Source organism: Pseudomonas sp. FG98, from assembly GCF_057808595.1.
Genome location: NZ_JBMDIJ010000037.1, coordinates 37632 through 55410, shown reverse-complemented (window position 1 = coordinate 55410; position 17779 = coordinate 37632). Strand labels below are relative to the sequence as shown.

Annotated in this window: 16 protein-coding genes; 1 reads left to right on the top strand and 15 read right to left on the bottom strand. The window is 53.8% G+C overall.

Going from position 1 to position 17779, the window contains the following annotated elements:
• Positions 1 to 24: 24 nt before the first annotated feature.
• From ACODSK_RS20175 to ACODSK_RS20120, 12 genes are all read right to left on the bottom strand, one after another.
• Positions 25 to 489, bottom strand: coding sequence for a hypothetical protein (locus ACODSK_RS20175; RefSeq protein WP_489018574.1), 465 nt, complete (start codon positions 487 to 489; stop codon positions 25 to 27).
• Between the two features lie 819 nt (positions 490 to 1308).
• A complete protein-coding gene (locus ACODSK_RS20170; RefSeq protein WP_489018578.1) occupies positions 1309 to 3720 on the bottom strand; it encodes a helicase-related protein in 2412 nt (803 codons plus the stop codon).
• 442 nt (positions 3721 to 4162) lie between these two features.
• Positions 4163 to 6283 (bottom strand): hypothetical protein, encoded by a 2121-nt coding sequence (locus tag ACODSK_RS20165; protein WP_489018573.1) that lies wholly within the window; start codon positions 6281 to 6283, stop codon positions 4163 to 4165.
• Positions 6284 to 6436: 153 nt separating this feature from the next.
• Positions 6437 to 7273 (bottom strand): hypothetical protein, encoded by an 837-nt coding sequence (locus tag ACODSK_RS20160; protein ID WP_489018571.1) that lies wholly within the window; start codon positions 7271 to 7273, stop codon positions 6437 to 6439.
• Positions 7274 to 7456: 183 nt separating this feature from the next.
• A complete protein-coding gene (thcA, locus tag ACODSK_RS20155) occupies positions 7457 to 8026 on the bottom strand; it encodes a Thoeris type III anti-phage system protein ThcA (protein WP_489018569.1) in 570 nt (189 codons plus the stop codon).
• A gap of 2 nt (positions 8027 to 8028) precedes the next feature.
• Positions 8029 to 9171: a Thoeris type III anti-phage system protein ThcB4 gene (gene thcB4 / locus ACODSK_RS20150; protein ID WP_489018567.1), complete on the bottom strand. Its 1143-nt coding sequence runs from the start codon at positions 9169 to 9171 to the stop codon at positions 8029 to 8031.
• An 81-nt stretch (positions 9172 to 9252) separates the two neighbouring features.
• Positions 9253 to 10869 carry a CBASS cGAMP-activated phospholipase gene (locus tag ACODSK_RS20145; protein WP_489018565.1) on the bottom strand — a complete coding sequence of 539 codons (1617 nt, stop codon included), beginning with the start codon at positions 10867 to 10869 and terminating at the stop codon, positions 9253 to 9255.
• 63 nt (positions 10870 to 10932) lie between these two features.
• Positions 10933 to 11571, bottom strand: coding sequence for a TIR domain-containing protein (locus tag ACODSK_RS20140; RefSeq protein ID WP_489018576.1), 639 nt, complete (start codon positions 11569 to 11571; stop codon positions 10933 to 10935).
• A 224-nt stretch (positions 11572 to 11795) separates the two neighbouring features.
• Positions 11796 to 11963 (bottom strand): antitoxin Xre/MbcA/ParS toxin-binding domain-containing protein, encoded by a 168-nt coding sequence (locus ACODSK_RS20135; protein WP_256676691.1) that lies wholly within the window; start codon positions 11961 to 11963, stop codon positions 11796 to 11798.
• Positions 11964 to 12198: 235 nt separating this feature from the next.
• Positions 12199 to 12696 carry a hypothetical protein gene (locus tag ACODSK_RS20130; RefSeq protein WP_489018563.1) on the bottom strand — a complete coding sequence of 166 codons (498 nt, stop codon included), beginning with the start codon at positions 12694 to 12696 and terminating at the stop codon, positions 12199 to 12201.
• A gap of 189 nt (positions 12697 to 12885) precedes the next feature.
• Positions 12886 to 13179, bottom strand: coding sequence for a hypothetical protein (locus ACODSK_RS20125; RefSeq protein ID WP_489018561.1), 294 nt, complete (start codon positions 13177 to 13179; stop codon positions 12886 to 12888).
• A gap of 15 nt (positions 13180 to 13194) precedes the next feature.
• Positions 13195 to 13926, bottom strand: coding sequence for a metallophosphoesterase (locus tag ACODSK_RS20120; RefSeq protein WP_489018559.1), 732 nt, complete (start codon positions 13924 to 13926; stop codon positions 13195 to 13197).
• Between the two features lie 221 nt (positions 13927 to 14147).
• Here ACODSK_RS20120 and ACODSK_RS20115 point away from each other — a divergent pair, with 221 nt between their 5' ends.
• Positions 14148 to 14603 carry a helix-turn-helix domain-containing protein gene (locus tag ACODSK_RS20115; RefSeq protein WP_489018557.1) on the top strand — a complete coding sequence of 152 codons (456 nt, stop codon included), beginning with the start codon at positions 14148 to 14150 and terminating at the stop codon, positions 14601 to 14603.
• Positions 14604 to 14876: 273 nt separating this feature from the next.
• Here the strand turns inward: ACODSK_RS20115 and ACODSK_RS20110 are convergent, their stop codons facing one another.
• From ACODSK_RS20110 to ACODSK_RS20100, 3 genes are all read right to left on the bottom strand, one after another.
• A complete protein-coding gene (locus tag ACODSK_RS20110) occupies positions 14877 to 15290 on the bottom strand; it encodes a DNA binding protein (protein WP_489018555.1) in 414 nt (137 codons plus the stop codon).
• Positions 15291 to 15382: 92 nt separating this feature from the next.
• Positions 15383 to 15772 (bottom strand): hypothetical protein, encoded by a 390-nt coding sequence (locus ACODSK_RS20105; RefSeq protein WP_489018554.1) that lies wholly within the window; start codon positions 15770 to 15772, stop codon positions 15383 to 15385.
• Positions 15773 to 15998: 226 nt separating this feature from the next.
• Positions 15999 to 17723, bottom strand: coding sequence for a TniQ family protein (locus ACODSK_RS20100; protein ID WP_489018552.1), 1725 nt, complete (start codon positions 17721 to 17723; stop codon positions 15999 to 16001).
• Positions 17724 to 17779: the final 56 nt, after the last annotated feature.

Sequence of the window (17779 nt, the reverse complement as noted above, 5' to 3'; positions counted from 1 at the left end):
ACACCATCGCCTTTGGCGGTGGGGTCAGAAAGGTGTGTTTGCTGGCCGGTTACGCTCATTGAGCTTTGCAGCATCAATTGCCAACGCGTTCTTTTTGGAGAGAAGCTCCTCCTGCATATCGTGGGTCAGCCAGCGATGCTCGGAGTCTGCAGTCACCATTACCTGGTCAACCTCTTTCAACCAGTCGATGATTTTGGAGTAGAGAACGCGGAAATGTTGCTTACTGGTCACAACACGAAGCTGATGATCCAGTGCGTTTCGTGCGGAGCTGGTCAGCCCAACGAGGCGCACCTCATGGCCAATCCACACAGTGACATTCGTCCACAACAGACCACGGTGAAAGCGCACCGATGAGAACGCTTCGAGGGGTATCGGATACGTCTGATCACTCAACGTCACGCTGAGCTCATCATTCTCAATCCGCAGACGCCAGGGTGCCGCCTTTCTGAACAGCCGCGACAAGAATGAAGGGTGCCATTCCATTGTCATCCGTAAACACACCGCAAAAAGCGAAGAGTTTACCAGACAAGCATTGAATCAAACCGCCTCTAGCCTGGAGAGTGATTGTAGAACTCGGCGTCTCGATAGCCCTCGCCAGCATTCACTTGCAAGGGCTTAGCCAACGTGTGAGCCAACGGGGCCAGTGTTGCCTAAAACCCTAGGTATCATTAGCCCTCGTTCTGCCCCTTGGCCACTAGATGCCAACCTAGATTGATGCGCTCTCCTAACCCGCATCGAGACACCCCTGCTTTTCTGCCAAGCAGTTGTACGTCGGGGTTTCCTAACGTGGAGCCGGAGACTGTTTGGGTTGCCCCTACGAACTGAAATGACATGAGACCGCAACTCGTTCTGAGCTTAATGGTTCCACCCCCAACGCCAGCACGAACCACCTCATATGGGGCATCAAGGCTCGCCTGTTGACTACCGTTACGCACAACGACATGGGCTTGCCCTGTCGTACCATGCAGCAAGCTCTCACTGCTCAATTGCAGCCACGAAGCATCACCAGACGGCTCTACGCGATCATGTGCAAATACGCTTGTAGCTATGGCAAAAGTCGCAACCGCGACTGCTACCAACGGCTTGTTTTTTGACACCAAAGTCCCCTTTCTTTTGTCCAGTGCTCAGGCGGATGCCGAGCTCAAACAAACGCTAACACCACGGACTGTTTCGATCACCTCAACCTCGTGTAGTTACTCTCACCCGAGACGTGGGACATATGAGCAAGCCGTGTCTCATGGGCAGCTGAACGCTGACTTGTCGAGCTGCCACCTTCTGACTCTCTTAGGCGAAATGCTTGCCAGACCCTCAGTCAGAAAACGTCCAGGCTGCTCCAGCCCAATCGAGGCTTTCGGGGATCAGGTATTGGTTACTCAACTCCGACAGGCGCTGGATCGCTACCTTGTTAGCGGCATCATAAAGCGCACGTGACGAATCAACAGAAGCCATCTGCGCACTGAAATGCGCCGGCTGCATCAGCCAGCCACTGACAACTCCAGAGTTGACCTTGGTTCCCTCCTGTCCCGCCAGGATGGTCACAAACTCCTGACGCACGCGATTACCTTGCGGCCCTTGCCACCGCAACATGGCACCAAACAGTGCACCGCTGCCCTCACCCAAGCTTGGCGCGCAAACAGATCCTACCAAGCCACCGAAGTCGTACAGGCATGCTTTGGCCAGAAGGTACTGCATCAGCGATGAGGTCAAGTCCAACATTCGGGCGTCAGAACGGCGAGCGGCCAGCGCCCTATCTACTGTGACGTCCATGCGCGAAGAGGCTTTTTTGCTGAGTCCCAGCTCCTGCATCACCAATTCAGGCAGGCGGATCCGCAGGAGGCGAGGCTCGTTAGTGGGTATAGAAACCTCAACCCCTAATTGATCAAACATCCCAGTGACGAAGCTCTGGAGATGATCAATGGTGATTGCCACCTGATCTCCCAATTCATTGGCATCGTTCGTAGCAGCATGGGCAAAAATCTCCCTCTGTTTTTCAGCAGCCCTCCTGGCCTCCTCCAATGCCGCATCAATACGCTCGCTGGTGCGCTCGATCCCTAACTTCGTTGCCTGCTGAAGAATGTCCTCCACGTCGACAAGATCCGCTACCTCGCCAAGGATTTCATCCTTCAGCCGCTCGTTGAATTCGTGCTTCTGCACCTGCGCCAGGTCGCGCACAACGCTGTCGATCCGCTCGTACATCAAGTCCACGATGTCCTGATCGAGGCTGTCCGATTGCTGGATGTTGAACACTACGACCTTCGACTTTTGGCCATACCGATACAACCTACCGATCCGTTGGACGAGGCGCATCGGGTTCCATGGCAGGTCATAGTTGACCATGATGTGGCAGTGTCTCTGCAGGTTGATACCTTCGCCACCTGCCTCGGTGGAGATAAGAAATCGACCCTGAGCCTCGAACTGAGCAATAGCCTCACGGCGCTCAGCGTGCTGCATGGAGCCATTGATGAGTGCAACCTTACCGTCACCAAATCGGGCGGCCAGGGCGTCTCTTAGATAGCGCTGCGTCGTACGGTACTCGGTAAAGATCAGTACCTTCTCACCTGGGGTCTCCTCATCAATTGACGAGATTACGTTGTCAATGAACACGGTGAGCTTTAAATCATTGGCCATCAGCGATGCGGCGTCTTCAATGAGCTGACGGATTAGTTGGATTTCGCCAGCGAAAAACTCTTCTGCCTCGCCATTTACCTGCTCTTCCCACTCACCGACATAACGCTGATCGGTGGGTTCGCTGAATACACTCTCTTGAGCATGAACATCCAGCAATCGCTGGAGGCGATTCTGGAGAGCCTGATGGATCGCAGCTGCACTAGACACTGCGAGCTTGCGGTAGACGGTCATAACAAACCCAATAGCGTTTCCCGTCCGCCCCAGGGCTTCGCCTGCGGCGTAGCCCTTACGTAGATAGGCCTGAAGGGTCTGGTCGAAATCAATCGATTCCGGACTGCTGGGCACCTTGAGCGCGGAGGTGCTCTTTCCTTGGAAGATGAATTGCCCGTCTGCGTCGGTGACGTCCGCTTTGTGGTTGCGGTAAATCATGTCGCGCAAGATGTCAGGCTTGAGGCTGAGCATCATAAGCTCCTGCCGTCTTTCCGGACGGAGCAACTCAAGCAACGCTACGAATTTGTCCTGCATGCCCTGGTGAGGCGTGGCGCTCAGAAGCAGCATGTGCTGTGTGCGGCTCCGGAGCGCTTTGGCAAGGTCGTATCGCTCAGAGCTGTCAAAATTCAGGCCATACTGTCGCCGACTGAGCCGGTGACCTTCGTCGAAAATGACTAGATCCCAAGGTTCTGCCTGAAGCAAGCTTTCGAGGTGATCAGGTTGTTTGAGGCGATCCAGCGAGCCAATTACACAGTCGTGCATCTTCCACTGACGCGGCTCATTGACGACGAAATCCTCGTGATAGATCTCGAAGTCTTCGAGCTTGAACTTGTAGTACAGCTCATCCTGCCATTGCTTGGTTAAGCCGGCCGGCGTGATCAGGAGGATACGCTTCACACGGTTTCGCTGGATCAGGGCGTGAAGCAGCATCCCTGTTTCGATGGTTTTGCCCAAGCCCACATCATCTGCGATCAGCCAGCTCAGGTTGTTCGATGCCAGGATGTGGTGCACCAAATTGATTTGATGTGGCAGCGGGTCGATTTCTAAGTGCGAGAGGGATCCCGTGTTCTCGTTCCATACCTTGATAGCGTGCGCGAGCATCCGCAACCTGAGACGCTCGGCGTCCGGCTCTTGACCATGTTGTGCTTGCACAAACCGGTGTTTCACCGCTCTGACATAACGCAGGTACTGATAAGGTAGCCAGTGCCGTTCTCTTCGCTCTGGAAAGTCCACTAGAGCCTGCTCGCTACCAGCCAGATTTCGTTGCTGCATGATTACGCCCTGACCTAGAGAGCGCACACCCGTACCAGGAGTGCAGTCCAACACGTCTTGGCCATTCTGAAAACCTGAACTCACGGTGGCAGCATCAACGAAACTTGGTCGATCTGACCCAGACCAGCGCACCTGGATCTCTCCACTCTCAGCAATCGCCATCTTGACTGCGCCAAAAACCTCGTGACCGCCCGGGGTCACCCGCTTCACCAAACAGCCCTGTACGTGAGAAAGTCTTAGCGGTTTCATTCAGTATTCCCTGTGAGTCCGATCAGCTGACACTTAGCGATTGGGAAGAAGGTTCGATCGACGAGTCGAGTGTGGATGCCGAGCATTGCTGCTCTGTAAATTCAAAGGTGGTTTGGGGTGTGAGCTCCGCGAGGGACAGATCTGCCGCGTGGTCGGTGCTTTCGACGTTGCCAGTGGTTGATTCTGCTGGCTGATCACTGTCCTGCCTTTCCACCCGAGCGACCTCCTCCGCTTCCGACTTGATAGGAAGGTCACTGAAGTAGCAGCCAGGCACTTGAGGGTCTTTTATGTGAGGTACGCCGTATGACCGAAGCTTCTGGAGCTCCTGAATTCCTAGATCATCTGGGACGCCGAGGTCGCTGGACTCTTCTGTCGGCCACCTATGAGGTGAATCGAAGTCCCAGCAGACGCTTGGTGAAAGGACAGCGTCCAGATCACCAAAGCGATACCAGAGGTATCTAGCGAAAGCCTTGAAGACACGCCGAAGCGTCGGGTTTTCATACCAGTACTCGAACAGCTGCTCCAACAGGACATCGATCTCCTCCACCTGCGGAATCGACTCAAATGATCGGACAATCAGCAGCGCTGTACGCCATGAGAGGGCGTGGTAGGACAAGCGGGTACTGCCAGTGCTGTCGAAAGCGATCCAATACAGGTCATTATCTGCCCAGATCACCTTGATGTGAGCAGCTAGGACGAGCTCCTCTGGCGTCAGTCCCTCATCAATCGCTCGCTCCAAAGCAAGCCTGGTGGCACCCCACCCGCTCATCACGAAAATCCGTTGAATAAGAAAACGCGTGGCGTGAGGCCAGTCATATTTAACTATGAGCGCAACGGCCTTCTGCAGCGCACGCTCCTCGCGGGTTAGCTGATACTCCGATGCCGCTTCTCTGGGTTCAACCTTAAAGTCATCGTCTTCCAGCAGCGAGTCTGCATCGAAGTCATAGATCGCGAACTCATCTTCCGGATCAGCATGGTATACACCGCTGGCCGGCAGAATGCCTTCAAGCTCTCCTTCTGAGTCAAAGAGGGCCAAATCGGAGAAGTCGTCCGCGGCGTTCGCGTCAAAGCTGGAGTATTCCGCGTAGGATTCGACATCCGGCATCATGAGCTCATCGATGCCATCGATTGGGTCGAGGTGAAAAGCATCCTGGTCGCGAGAGGCCACAAAATCGCCGGGCACTGAAGCATCGGTTAAGAGATCCCTCGATGAGCCATGAGAAAACTCTGCGTCAGCTTGAGAATCAAATTCCTCGGGATCATTAGGCCAGCTCACCGTTGCTGTCGGGTCAGAAGCGTTGAGTGGCGCGGTAAATGATCGTGAAGGCTCGCTGACAACACGGATCTGAGCAACGTCTTCGCTATCTGGCTTGAGATCGGGCTTAACAACTTTCGATGGATTCAGGCTGAGCCTGCGCTTGGGTTCTTTTGGGACGCCCGCTCGATGCGGCGGTGCTCCGCTTCCAGTGCTGCGTACTTCAGTACTTGGATTGAACGCTGTGGCCAGGGGCAAGACTTCGCCTTGACGCACGGGTTGCGGTTCGTCAGCGTCCATCTCTAATGGCGCAAACTGGCGGGCGTTTACCTGGAAGAACTCTAAGTCTTCTTCGCTCAGTTGATCGTCTTGGCTAGACGAGTAGCCGAGGGAGAATGCCCTTTGTTGACGCCGGATAGCATCGGCTGTTTGCATCGCCTTGGCACCCTCAACCGGACGGTGCTGAAGCGTGAAGACTCGGCCCAGTAACATCAGGTAATCAGGGTCTTGGCCATCTTCGAGGGTGTCGAGCAGCAAACGCTCTGCTGCTGGAAGGTCGGAAGCGGCCACAAGGGCGTTGAGCTCCCTAAGAAGCGCATCCTTGTTCCTGGTTTTTTTTGACGAGAGTTCGGAACCTTGGATTTGCCGCTCCAGCCCGAGCCTTTTGAGTCGCCCCTGGACTTTCAGAAAAGCGCCTGGGCGCGCTGAGACTTCTCTGATCACCGATCTCAAGGCTGAGTATTCGCTCGACCGCAGATGTGCACTGATCGCAACCAGCTCATTGCCCCTTGCTAGCCCCTCAAACAGCTCCTGAACTGCGGCCTCCAGTGACCCAGGCTCAGCAGCCACATAGCGACATAGGTCGTCCAGCAGTTGATCGCAGTCCATTGCTCACGTTCCAATCTATCTCAGCACAAAAATGTGACTCATGGCACACTTTAGCCGATCATCCGTCATCAAGTTAAGCGAATATTGAGGCCGGTCGCCAAGAGTGAGCGATTGGCATCTGCCATGCCTCCGCGCTCCCCGGTGACCACATGCCTATGCACTTTCATCTGACCTTTCAGAGAACTCATCTTCGAGATCGTAAGCGTAATAGAGGGAGTCGAGATAGAAGCCGCCCTTATAGCTCACACGCTCAAAATGATCCATCAGTTCTCTACCACTGACTTTAGGCAGGTGGTCGGTAGGAATATCGAATCCGAACGCGGCAGATTTGGGGCTACAAGGTGCCTCCCCCAGGCAAATCTCATCTGCAAAAAAATGCTCAGATTTGGGGAGGCGTTCTCTGCGGGGAGCTTTGCTACGAACCTGCGCGCTGAATGAAAGCTCGGAGTAAATCCAAGGTGACAAGGTTTGATTTCGACCAGCACTTTTCAGGGGGACAGATTTATTGGTATTCAAGAAGACGAAGCATTCAGTCCGATCGATCATCCTGTGAAGCTCAGTAATCAACATGACGTAAGCTGCCGCTGCAGCCTCATCACATTTCCTGTGCGAGTAATATTTCTGATCGCCGACGATTTCAGATTCTGAGTACTGCTCATTCACGGCATCCAAAAGCTCACCAACGCTTCCCCAAACACAAGAGTCGATGAACACCTCGACACCCCTCTTCTCCATCGCAATGGCGAATTTTATGGCATTTTCTTCATCACCATGGGAGTGAGAGAGAAAAATGTGGGCGTGGCCAGAAGGGAATAGGATTTGAGCAAGTTCTTTAGCGCCTAAAACGTCCTTGCCTTCCAGCTGTGCAACAATGGCATTTGAGAGCTTGTTGATATTTAGCCCGCCAGCGCTCGCTTTATAATCTTCAACCTCCTGCCGCGATACAGCGACAAGTGAATTGAAGTCCTCTAGCTCAAACCCTAAATACATCAATACTCCTTCACTAAAACCTTTCGCCCCGTGCGCAATATCGATGCGCCACTTATATGGAAACGACTTCCTTGTTACCGCTAACTAGATGCCGATTCTTCCGTAGGTAATTCGCTGACAGGATCGAGAGCTACCCACGGCATAGGCGTTACCAGGTATGCTTGCCTGGAGGTTTACCCACCATTAATGAGCAGGCAAAAATCGGTTGAATAGCGATGCGAAGTCTATGTCATCAAGCTCGGATCCAGTGAAATATCCTTTATCGCGAGCAAGGTTCAGCGCTGCACCTCCTGGCGCGGCAACCGGAAGAATGAAAGCACCTGGATTGAACTGCCTGAAAAGATCGTACTCGACCTCAACTCCTTCCATCCCACCAATGAACACCGCTCCGATCAGATCTTCCCTAGAGAGCATCTGCTCGCGCATCAGTTTCAAGCTGGCGGGCATGTCATCGGGTACCGGATCGGTATAAACCACATTGTCAAACCGCTGGTTTTCCTCAGGATAGCGACCTTCAAAAAAGCGGCTTTGATACAAAACAACAGACTCTGTGTATTCAACCCCTAAGTCTTTGCAGATACTCCAAATCATCGGGGTAATGGCAGGATGGCCACCCCAGACAATCTTGTGCTTGCGAACGGTAGCAATGGCCATCTCACGAACGGCGCACTGGATCAGGAATGGATCAGCGGTCTCGTAATACCGCCCCCTGCCGACTACAGGGATACTGGCTGAAAGGAAAATCGCACCCATTTCTATGCACTCCAGTCTGCAAATTGCCAGCCCGCTTCGCAGGCCTTAACCCATCGGGTCGCCTGGATGTGCTGGCCGAGCCAGTCCAAATGACTCAGCCACTGCGGATGCAGGCCTACATGGTCATAGAGTATGGCCACAGATCCCTCAGGAGAGTTCATTGAAGCTTCGTGCATAGTCGTGGAGGTCGGCACGCCCACCGTTGGGTAAACCACGACCATCCGATCATCAGGCAGACGTACCTGAATCCCGCGCCCGGCTCCCATGCCAATCACCTCGCCACCAATGGACTCGATGCCGATTCGCAGATTGCTCACCAGGTTAACGGTTCGCACCGCATGGCTCTTGCTGCGGACTCCTTCAAGCTGGAGACAAATCCGGTCAATCGCGTGGTCAGTAATCCTTCCAGATGCGACATCCAGCTCACTCGCATCGAGCTCAGCAAGGCTTGCGGTAGCCAAGCGCGCGGAACGCTGAGCTTCGGGCCATCCTACTCGAAGCACGCTGATGCCCTTTGCAAGCGCCCTCCCGAACTCGGCCGATGTCCATCGACTGTTGAAGTAGTCAGGCGTATCGAGCATCAATAACACGTCAGAGTCGCAAAGCCGATGCCACAGCATGGTCTGAAAGTCTTCGGCCGGCGCAATGCTGTGGGTATCCAGGAACACGTCGAAATGCCTGGCAGAAAGCGCATCGAACATCTGCAACGCAGCCTGCCTAGCCTCGTCTCGCCGATAGCTGACAAATACCCGTCTCTGCTTTGGAAGCAAGCCTGCGCATTCCAGCAGAGCCGCGGCGACTCGTTTCGCCCCACCACTGGCGTAAGACAAGCAGTTCAGCGGGCGCAGGATTTCTGGGACTTCAGTCGCGACTCGGCCCAGGTCGGACACGACCGGGACGACAGGAACACCACCTCGCAGCAAGCTTGGTAAGCTAGGATGATCCGCGCCCACCCCGCCAAAAAACACTACAGCAGCTGATCGTTGCTGGTGGGGGGTGAAGGCGGCTGGAACGATTTCCCAGCCGATTTCCTGGCCTAGCTTCAAGCCAAACATGGAAACCGCATCTGCTACAGCGCTTTCAAGCTCAGAAATTTGCGCTGCCGAGGGTGTTCCCAAGACAGCTAGCTGATAGATGAATGACATGACAGCCCCGCTACCGGACTCATTAAGCGCCAATAATCAAATGGACACCGGGAGGGTCAACCTCTCAGTGCCCATGCCCACTCAGAACCGCTCCCACGGATCAACATGCTGGCCGTCGAAGAACCTGGAACGCACCTCAGCAAAGTGCTTTTTGCCGGCCTCATTGCCCCGTTGCGCCATATCCTGGATGGCTTCGGTGTCATCAAGCTTGATTTCTACAGGGGTCTGCTCGTTGACACGCAGGTGCCGGGTCGGGCCGAGGAAGCTATCCGCCAACGCCAAAGCGCCATGCTCCTGGGCGGCGAAAAAGAGATCTGTGCTGTGAAGCGCCCAACCTGCCTTGCCGTTTAGGAACCGAGTACTAAAATCGCTTTCGCTGGTGAGCGTACCGACGCTCAGAACATCGATCCTATCCAAAGGTACCTTCAGGTAACGAACCGCTTCAGCCAGGGCTGGCAGAATGGGGTTATTAGCCCAGACACCACCATCCAGGAAAGTCTCCAGCGCGACAGCGCCATTGAATTCGGCCTCATCAAAGTAGGTGGGCGCCGCAGAAGAGGCCAGCGCAGCCTCCACGGCTGTTATATCTCTATAAGCCGTACGATCTGGGCTATGCGGTGTGACAATAGCTTCTGCGTGACCGTGCTTGGCCTTCACCGTAGGGATCACCAAGCGGCAAAGGGAATCCCCGGCCAGCGTTTTTTCGCCGTAAACCTCAGTGAGTAACTCCTTCAGTGTCGCGGAGTCATGCTTGGAAAAGACCCAGTGCCGTAGGGCCCGGTTCTTGGGGAAAATTTTCGGCCCCTTCGTCTGGTAAAACTCAAGAATTTGACCTGGCTTCAAGCCCAATGCCAGCCCAATGGCCAGGATCGCGCCCGTGGATGTACCGGCCACCAGATCGAAGTGCGAGATCAGGTCGTTCCCACCGCCGGCCTTCAGCATATCGTCCCACTTGGCCAAGACTGCGGCTGTGAAGGTGCCTCTGAGCCCGCCTCCGTCCAGGGCCAAGATACGGAAATTCCGACCCCGCGAAACATTCCGCCGGGTAAGTGGCAGGTTTTTCAGCTGTTCGACAATTAGATCCACAACCTGGTCTGCAGACGTGCTTTCGGCAATAACCTTATTGACTGCCTCCGGCAAGCCGTTGCGCAGGCGTGATAGCAACGAAGGGTCTTCTTTGAGGTAGCCTGCGATTGCCCCGCCGAAGCCAGCCACAACAAAACCGGGCTTACCGAGCTCAAGCATTGCATCAAGCTCATTGGGAACGCCCGCTTTTGCTTTGTTGACGTCCCACCAAGCGCCTCCCACGCAGACAACGACGTCAGAACGATCCGCCATCCAGTCTCGCATGGGGGTCAGACCGTCTGCTGCGGTGCCATCGCTATTATCTGCAGGCACAATTTCTACAGAAGCAAATGCTCTCTGCGCTTCAATTTCAGCGGTGTACTGGTCGGTCGAGAAGCTCTTCGCTCGAACTAGCGTAAGCGCACCTTTGCTACCACCTGCTTCGATGAAGTCTGTTGCTGCCTTCTGCAGTGGCGCAGTGAATGTGGGATGGCTTCCATGGACAATGGAGCCCCCTTCGCTGAAGACCTTAGCTGCGAGCTTCTGTACGAAAGCAGCAATCTCTGGTTTCGATTCTTTATTTGATCCGGACAGGTGGATCCTGACGCCGGCCAGGCGCTGTATAACTGCCATGTGAAATACCTGAGTGATCTGAAATGTCGATTGCTGTGAGCCAACACGGCTAGGAGTGCATTTCTAACGGCCAGCCAGCCCAGCCGCCGTTTCGATCCAGCCAGCGATGTTGTCCCTGCCATTTTGAGCAGCGAAGTCGTATCTCATGCAGTGCTTGGAAAGGGGGACTACCGTGTTGCTGGTAGGAGCATCGAACCACAGATCAGCGGCCGGAATGGCAAGGGTGTAATCCTCATACCTCACCCACTTTCCGCCCTTGACCTCCGCGAAGAGAATTTTACCGTTGGAGAGATACAGCCCAACCTGATCCAGAGGATTCGTACCTTTCACCCCGAGCTGCTTGTCGTTGTTTCTCACACCATGGATATCAACGGTGAGCAGCCCGTTCCCCTTCAGGACACTGCGCACGATCTCGTACCGCACCCACCGCCTGCCGGCGGTGTACTGGCCGGCGAGTACGCACGTTACAGAAGTGTTGTTGAGACCGTTGCGAAGGAAGGTCTTCAGCGCTTCATCGCCTTCCTTCTTGGAGGCCTCGAATACACTGCCATCAAAGAAGCCCTGGGCTTCTTGATCCTTGCTGACCACCAGGCAATTCCTGACATTCCAGCATCGCCACACGTCTTCCTGATAATGGAAGGAAAAAAAACGTTCTCCGTGCCATCCCTCGCTCCCGTTCGTTAGCACCCCCTGCCCCGGCATCCCAGCCTCAGCGAAGGGCTGCATGCGGGGCTGCTGTGGCCGTCAAAAGCGAGGCCGTCCAGCAGCGGAGGCTTTGAAATGCAGGGAGACTACCACCAAGCGCTGGAGTTGACATCACTATGATGGCAGCAGGCATGCAAGCGGCTGTAGTGCGGCTGCGGCGGAGGACGGCTATGATCGATCTCTTGAGGTTAGGCAGACCAGGTGCCGATCAGAGATAACGCTCAGGTGAAGATGCCATGGTCAAGACGCATGAGTAGGTCATAAATCTCGTCATACCCTGAAAGCGTGCACAGCAGGCTGCAGGGGGCTCGACAGCCTAGCCCACGCACAGGCCTCTCAAGCCAGTCTTGCGCGATCTTCGAATTTCCGAATACCTGCAGCGCAATCATCGCGATCTGGTTGTATCGGCTCCTAAAACAGCGATGCTGATCACTCCATCCAGACAATGACCAATGAGCGCAGGGCGCGATGATTTTCAGCTCTCTCATCCGTCATCCTCGATAGACCTTTGATCATCTCGATTGAGGTTTTACGATACCGCTCAGGTAGCGCTGATCCCGATGGCCGTGGCCATAAGCCTGAACCTGGCGACCTGCGACAGGCCAGCCAGGTAGCCGCCGATGGCTAACGAACGACAACGCCGTGAGTGGCCAGGTCGTCTACCAGCGTCTTACGACGAAGCATTTTGGGGATTTTGAACAGGCTTCTATAGCTGTAGAAAAAGCAGACAGGGATGAACAAGAGCCCGACTCCGTACGTGGCGGTCGCGATGATCAGACCCGCAGGGATCGCCGCAAGCCCAAACACAATACCCTTCAGAACGCTTGATCTAGCGACCAACCGCATATGATCTAGGTCATACTCGACCTTTCCGTTACCCTTTTCAAAAGCCACGAGAACAATTGACTTTTTGCTCAAATGTTTAAAATACCAAGTTCTCGGACTGTCAGTCACGATAGCACCATGGCGCTTTAAGTAGGCCAACATTGCAACTTCTTTAAAATGAAATGTGTTGCCCTCACTATTTTCGCAACGTACCTGCTCATAGATTGCGTCGATATCACCGCTCGCCTTGAGATGATAGTTCTTGACCGTGAGGGTCATCTTTTTGAGGTCGGACATATCTTTCCTTGAGTAATGCATGCGCTGAGGAGCCTGGTGAGCAGGCGTGTGCTCACCGAGCGGGAAGAACTGGTTTAACCGTTAAATATCGCGGGTCTTGGCTGGCTTCTTCAGGTAACAGGCTCACAGGTTTTCGAGGTGAAAGCTCAGCCAGACTTTCAATCAACCATGCGAGCGGGTAGTGACGGGTCACGCACCAATGTGAGAACGCTCCGATAGCTCGGAGACAATCACGTAATGATCGAGGCCAGTGATGCTCTGCACCAAGGTGAAACCACCCTCCTCCTTCACCATGCGGAGTTCCGGCGTCACAACGGTCATGCCATCGCTACTGACGCCCGACAGATCGCAATAGACCATTGCCGTGATGCGATCACCTACGCGGGCCGCGTCCATGAGGTACGCGTCAACCGTGACTCCCCAATCGATGCCGGCTGCCTGGACAACTAGCGGTGGAAGTCCGATCAATTCACAAGCACTCACGCTACTCACCTTCCCTCAATTGATTTCGATTAATTTGAACGGATCAAATCCGCAGTCCTCACCTGGATAACCACGCTGGTTTGACAGCAGACGGCATCCACCCAGGACAGTGTCGATGGAGAAGTGGGTATGGCCGAACGCCCAGTAATCGGCCTGTTCCACCAATGCGTGCCATCTGTTGTAGTACGCGGCGCTGACATGCCCATCGTGCTCATCGCCTACCACCTCAGCCAATGGCGCATGGTGAGTGACGACAACTGTTTTCCCCGCGAATGGCCGGCTCAACTCCTGGTTAAGAAACCCCCGCGTGGCGTGATTCTTGGCAATGAGGTCGGCCGGCCGCAAGCGCCGGTAATTCGAGTCGGCCCTGATCATTTTGAAGTCGTTCATCACCCGGCCGCAGGTCATGGATGCGGCGACCGTATCGCCCGTGGCCGAAAAGTCCGTCCACGCAGTACCCACCAAGAATCTGACATTCCCGAAGACCCACGACTCGTTTTCAAGCACGTGAACGTGAGGTGCCGCTGCCGCTCGCATCTTCTCGATTGTTCGATCGATATGCCCCTTGTAGCACTCATGATTCCCAGCGCAGTACACGACTGGAGCTCTGAAGGTCTCGTTTGCCCACAAAACACCTCGTGCTTGGAGATCGATGTCGCCGGCGAGCACGACCACATCCGCCGACACATCTGGGGGAATGAAGCGGTCGAATTCGTTGTGCAGGTCTGAGTAGATGAGGACTTTCATGGGCTGGTGGTTTGGCCTTGCTGCAGGGGTGTGGCTTGCAGAGCACTAACCCTATTCACCGCATGTCCGAGCTGAAATTCGGTTTATACGTATATTGGGAGCGCCTGCTTGGATCGTCGCGCGCCGGCAAGCAGCGCACACAGCGTCAACCAATGTGACTATAGGCATTTGCGTATGACAAAGCAAATTCCGCATATCGTTCCGTTTCCACGGAAACGCTTATGTCGCTCCGAACCGCTTACGCCTCTGCTCTAAAATTCTTGCGCACCCGACGAGAGGCCTCTCAGCAGGCGTTGGGCCACGCTACCGATCGCTCGTACATCAGCCGGCTGGAGGCAGGTTCACGCTCGGTAACGCTCGACGTTAGTCATTCCCTTGCCGAAGCGCTGGAGGTCGATCCTCTAACTCTCTTGCTGCTGGCTTACGCTGCCGACAGAGGTCAAACGCCCCAGCAGGTGCTTGAACACTTGGCGAGTGACCTCAGCGCGAATGGGCTGCTGACCAGTGAAATTCCCTCGCAACCGGCCGACGCTCCCCACCCGGTGGCTGCTGCGGCTAGAGAGCTAAATGTAGAGATCAAGGAGCTCATCGATCAGGGGCTGAGCCAGGCTGAGATTGCTCGACGGCTCGGTGTGAGCAGGCAGGCCATTAGCAAGCATGTGAAAAAGATGGTATGACTTGATCCAGAAAGTCGGGCTTCGGTCAGGCGCAGCCAATCGACCGGCATGTCTCAGTGCAAAGCTGAGGAAAAAACGCAGAAGCAGGATGAGACCGCGGTGTTGCTGGGTCTTGCAAAATCGACGGTGTACACGATGTGGAGGGAGTAGAAGGCCTAATCTTCGCTGTAGTAACCTTTTGAAGTAACCATTTATGGTAGTCTGGACACTTCAAAAGATTTTGAGACCATCGACATAAATCCCAATTGACGCCCTGCTGCAGGAAAGCATGATTTAGCCCACCCTCCACTGCTCAACGGCTTCCGCTCCGTACTCCTCCTGCCAAAGCTTTAGGACTTTATTCTTGGCGCTTCGTAGGGAGATAGTTTCTCCGGTGTGAGGGTTCCGGTACTTCTTTTCTCTGCGTGTTGCCGTCTTCACAGCGTTGTTGCCTCCAGAATCCAAGCGAGCCGAATCGCCATTCATACCTTTCTTTTTGAAAGGGCGGTACTGATAGGATGGTGACTGCCCACTCAAGATATTACGGACATCTTCAAGCGAATAATCATATGCCGTGAGCAAATGGATAACTTCACTAAGGAATAGATATTTATACCCATCCCTAAGAGCAAGCGCAGATCCGTCCATGACCTCCTTAAGCCCTTCAAGGTATTCTTTAGTTTTGGGCCGTAAAATCACAGATGTCACTTATCTCTCCTTAACCACCCAACACCAAACTATCCATCACCCAACCAAAGCCACGAGCATCAGCGAATCCTTGGCATCAGGTGGCGAAAACATTAGGCACTCTCTTCCACACCTTGTTGACTGTGCTTGGCCAATCCAGAGTCCAGTGCTTTACGCAGTGCGACTTGCCCTATTTCTCCAGTAAAGGCAAATTTAAACAAGTCCTCAAGCGAGTTAGATAATGACTCAGAAACTTGCTTTTGTCGAACACCCCATTGCTCATCCGAAATTTGAGCGCTATCACTCAATAAGATTCCGCGTGCTTCTACAGCGCTGAATCCATATCGGTCAGCAATCGCATAGAACTTTTCAAAGAAGTCTCTAGCCCTTGCCGACTCAATACGCCCCCGGAGGGAGTCCAGCTCCTCGCTCTGCTGCGCAAGCTTAAGCTTCGCCTCGGCCAACTCTCGCTCTAAATCCTTGCGATTCAATAGCTTAGTCATGGCTGCCTAACCTCATTACCTATCACTACGAGCTCAGTATAGCTGACCTTTTTTTCTCAATAAAGGCCTAAACATACGGCAAAAATCGATGTACGGATGGCGATAAATCTATCAAAACGCCCCCTTAAATCAGTCTAGGTACTCAGCTTCTTAAATCCCTTATTCCAATAAGCCTAATGGGCACAGGACAGCACCCATGCGACACGGTATCTCAGCTGCGTGCCGATTATTTGAGATTTGGCTTGTAACTAAAAATCCAATCTATCTGCGACAGATCATCGAAAGATAGGTCTCGCCGCGCCGCATGCTTTATCCCAGCCCAGTGCTCAGGCAGAAACATTGTGCTCGCAGCGAATGAAATCTCGGAGCGGCAAGTGGGAAAGTCAGCCTTTGAGATTTCCATGACACCTTTGATGAAGATAGCTTCGGAGTGACTAACCACATCATAGGCTATTCCAATCAGCAGGTAGGCTAGCAAGGTCTGCCGAGGGCTGGCACTCAAATAGAAACCATGGAGGTCACCTAAGCTTCGATTCGACGTGTAGAACACGTGAGCCAAATCGCGTGAGTCAAAATAGGCCCTAGCGAACCCGCCCTGCGATCGTTTCGGAATCGGCTCATGCAACAGAACGTTTAGTAAAAAACGTGCCCCTGATTGCGTCAGCCGAGAAAATTTTCCTGAGAGCACCTGGTTTGCGATCCAGCGTTGTACACGCAGAATTAACAACGCTAATTTTTTCTCTCTTATCATCAGCTGCTCAGCAGAAAGCGTGCCACTCACCAGTCGACGCTTCAACCTAAAAAATGGCGACTGAACGTATTCACAATAAGCTTCCCAGGCCCTAAAAAATGGATCTGGTTTAGGATGCTGCAGCACGGAGAGGATCACTGGCGTTTCATGTTTATCACATATGCAGTACCCGTACTGCCGCCATTGCTTACGCCACGAAGGTAGGCGACCGCACGCCACATCATCAGCCAGGCACTGAGGGCAGTATGTTAACAAATAGTGACTCGACAAAACCCTTGTATCGCTAAGTCGGAATGTGGTTGCAAGCTTCCGGATAGTAAGCAGTTGTGGCAACACCTTGCCTGCTGCGACTAATTCCGAGGCCCGATCTACGTCACCGCCGCCTATCATTCTGGCCGCTTGCCGGCAGGCGTCCAACTCTCTACCAGTGACCGACCATACGTTCCTGTTGAAACTATTTCGCATAAGCCACGAGGAGAATGTTTCATCACAGACTGGGCTGCTAAATTTTTCAAACCAGGCTTGCTTCAGAGCTACAGAACGGCCCATCAAAGCCCTACTCGGGCCTACCAAACACAGCATGTGCTGCATGGTGACGCCGACTAGTCCATCAGCCAGCTCATGCACCTCCGACGGTAGTGATTCTGGCATCTCATCAAGTCCAGTGAGACGTTTTAGAATATCACGGACGAACTCAATGTAAGGCGACCCAAAGGGCATCCTCTCAACCTGAATTCTGACGTACGAGACACCTTCACGCTGCAAGCCTTCAGCTAAAACTTTCCCGCATTTGGTCGTTGCGCACAAGTAAACGAACTCTGATATGCCTGAAGAAATGAAGTGAGCAATTTGGGTCACAGGAGGTGACGCATTACTGTACGGGCGCCTCATGTACGACTGCACGTCATTTACTATGGTCACTTGGATCTGCCGTAGCTTGAACGTAGCTCTGCAGATATTTTCGATTTCATATTTCTGGCGTGCCAATGTCTGGGGTGGGAGACCCAAAGCTTCAACTATTCCATCTGTCAGCGTAGGCGATGGCTGCGCAAGCACATCGGGCAGCTCCAGGGTTTTGACGCTTTGTCTGCAAAGTCTTCGAGCCAGTTGATGACTGAGCGCGCTCATACCGCAACCTGCGTCGCCAGAAAGCAGGATCACTTGAGTAGTAGCTTGAATCAGTGACGCTTCATCGGCCACCTGACTTGAGTCAGGATCGACTGAACGCGCTGGTGACCAATGCTGCTCCCGGCCAA

Bases quoted from the DNA above. Each gene is read 5' to 3' on its own strand.
- ACODSK_RS20160 (WP_489018571.1), bottom strand. From the start codon at position 7,273: ATGTATTTAGGGTTTGAGCTAGAGGACTTCAATTCACTTGTCGCTGTA.
- ACODSK_RS20175 (WP_489018574.1), bottom strand. From the start codon at position 489: ATGACAATGGAATGGCACCCTTCATTCTTGTCGCGGCTGTTCAGAAAG.
- thcB4 (WP_489018567.1), bottom strand. From the start codon at position 9,171: ATGTCATTCATCTATCAGCTAGCTGTCTTGGGAACACCCTCGGCAGCG.
- thcA (WP_489018569.1), bottom strand. From the start codon at position 8,026: ATGGGTGCGATTTTCCTTTCAGCCAGTATCCCTGTAGTCGGCAGGGGG.
- ACODSK_RS20145 (WP_489018565.1), bottom strand. From the start codon at position 10,869: ATGGCAGTTATACAGCGCCTGGCCGGCGTCAGGATCCACCTGTCCGGA.
- ACODSK_RS20170 (WP_489018578.1), bottom strand. From the start codon at position 3,720: ATGCTCGCGCACGCTATCAAGGTATGGAACGAGAACACGGGATCCCTC.
- ACODSK_RS20165 (WP_489018573.1), bottom strand. From the start codon at position 6,283: ATGGACTGCGATCAACTGCTGGACGACCTATGTCGCTATGTGGCTGCT.
- ACODSK_RS20115 (WP_489018557.1), top strand. From the start codon at position 14,148: ATGTCGCTCCGAACCGCTTACGCCTCTGCTCTAAAATTCTTGCGCACC.
- ACODSK_RS20130 (WP_489018563.1), bottom strand. From the start codon at position 12,696: ATGTCCGACCTCAAAAAGATGACCCTCACGGTCAAGAACTATCATCTC.
- ACODSK_RS20135 (WP_256676691.1), bottom strand. From the start codon at position 11,963: ATGATTGCGCTGCAGGTATTCGGAAATTCGAAGATCGCGCAAGACTGG.
- ACODSK_RS20105 (WP_489018554.1), bottom strand. From the start codon at position 15,772: ATGACTAAGCTATTGAATCGCAAGGATTTAGAGCGAGAGTTGGCCGAG.
- ACODSK_RS20120 (WP_489018559.1), bottom strand. From the start codon at position 13,926: ATGAAAGTCCTCATCTACTCAGACCTGCACAACGAATTCGACCGCTTC.
- ACODSK_RS20140 (WP_489018576.1), bottom strand. From the start codon at position 11,571: ATGCCGGGGCAGGGGGTGCTAACGAACGGGAGCGAGGGATGGCACGGA.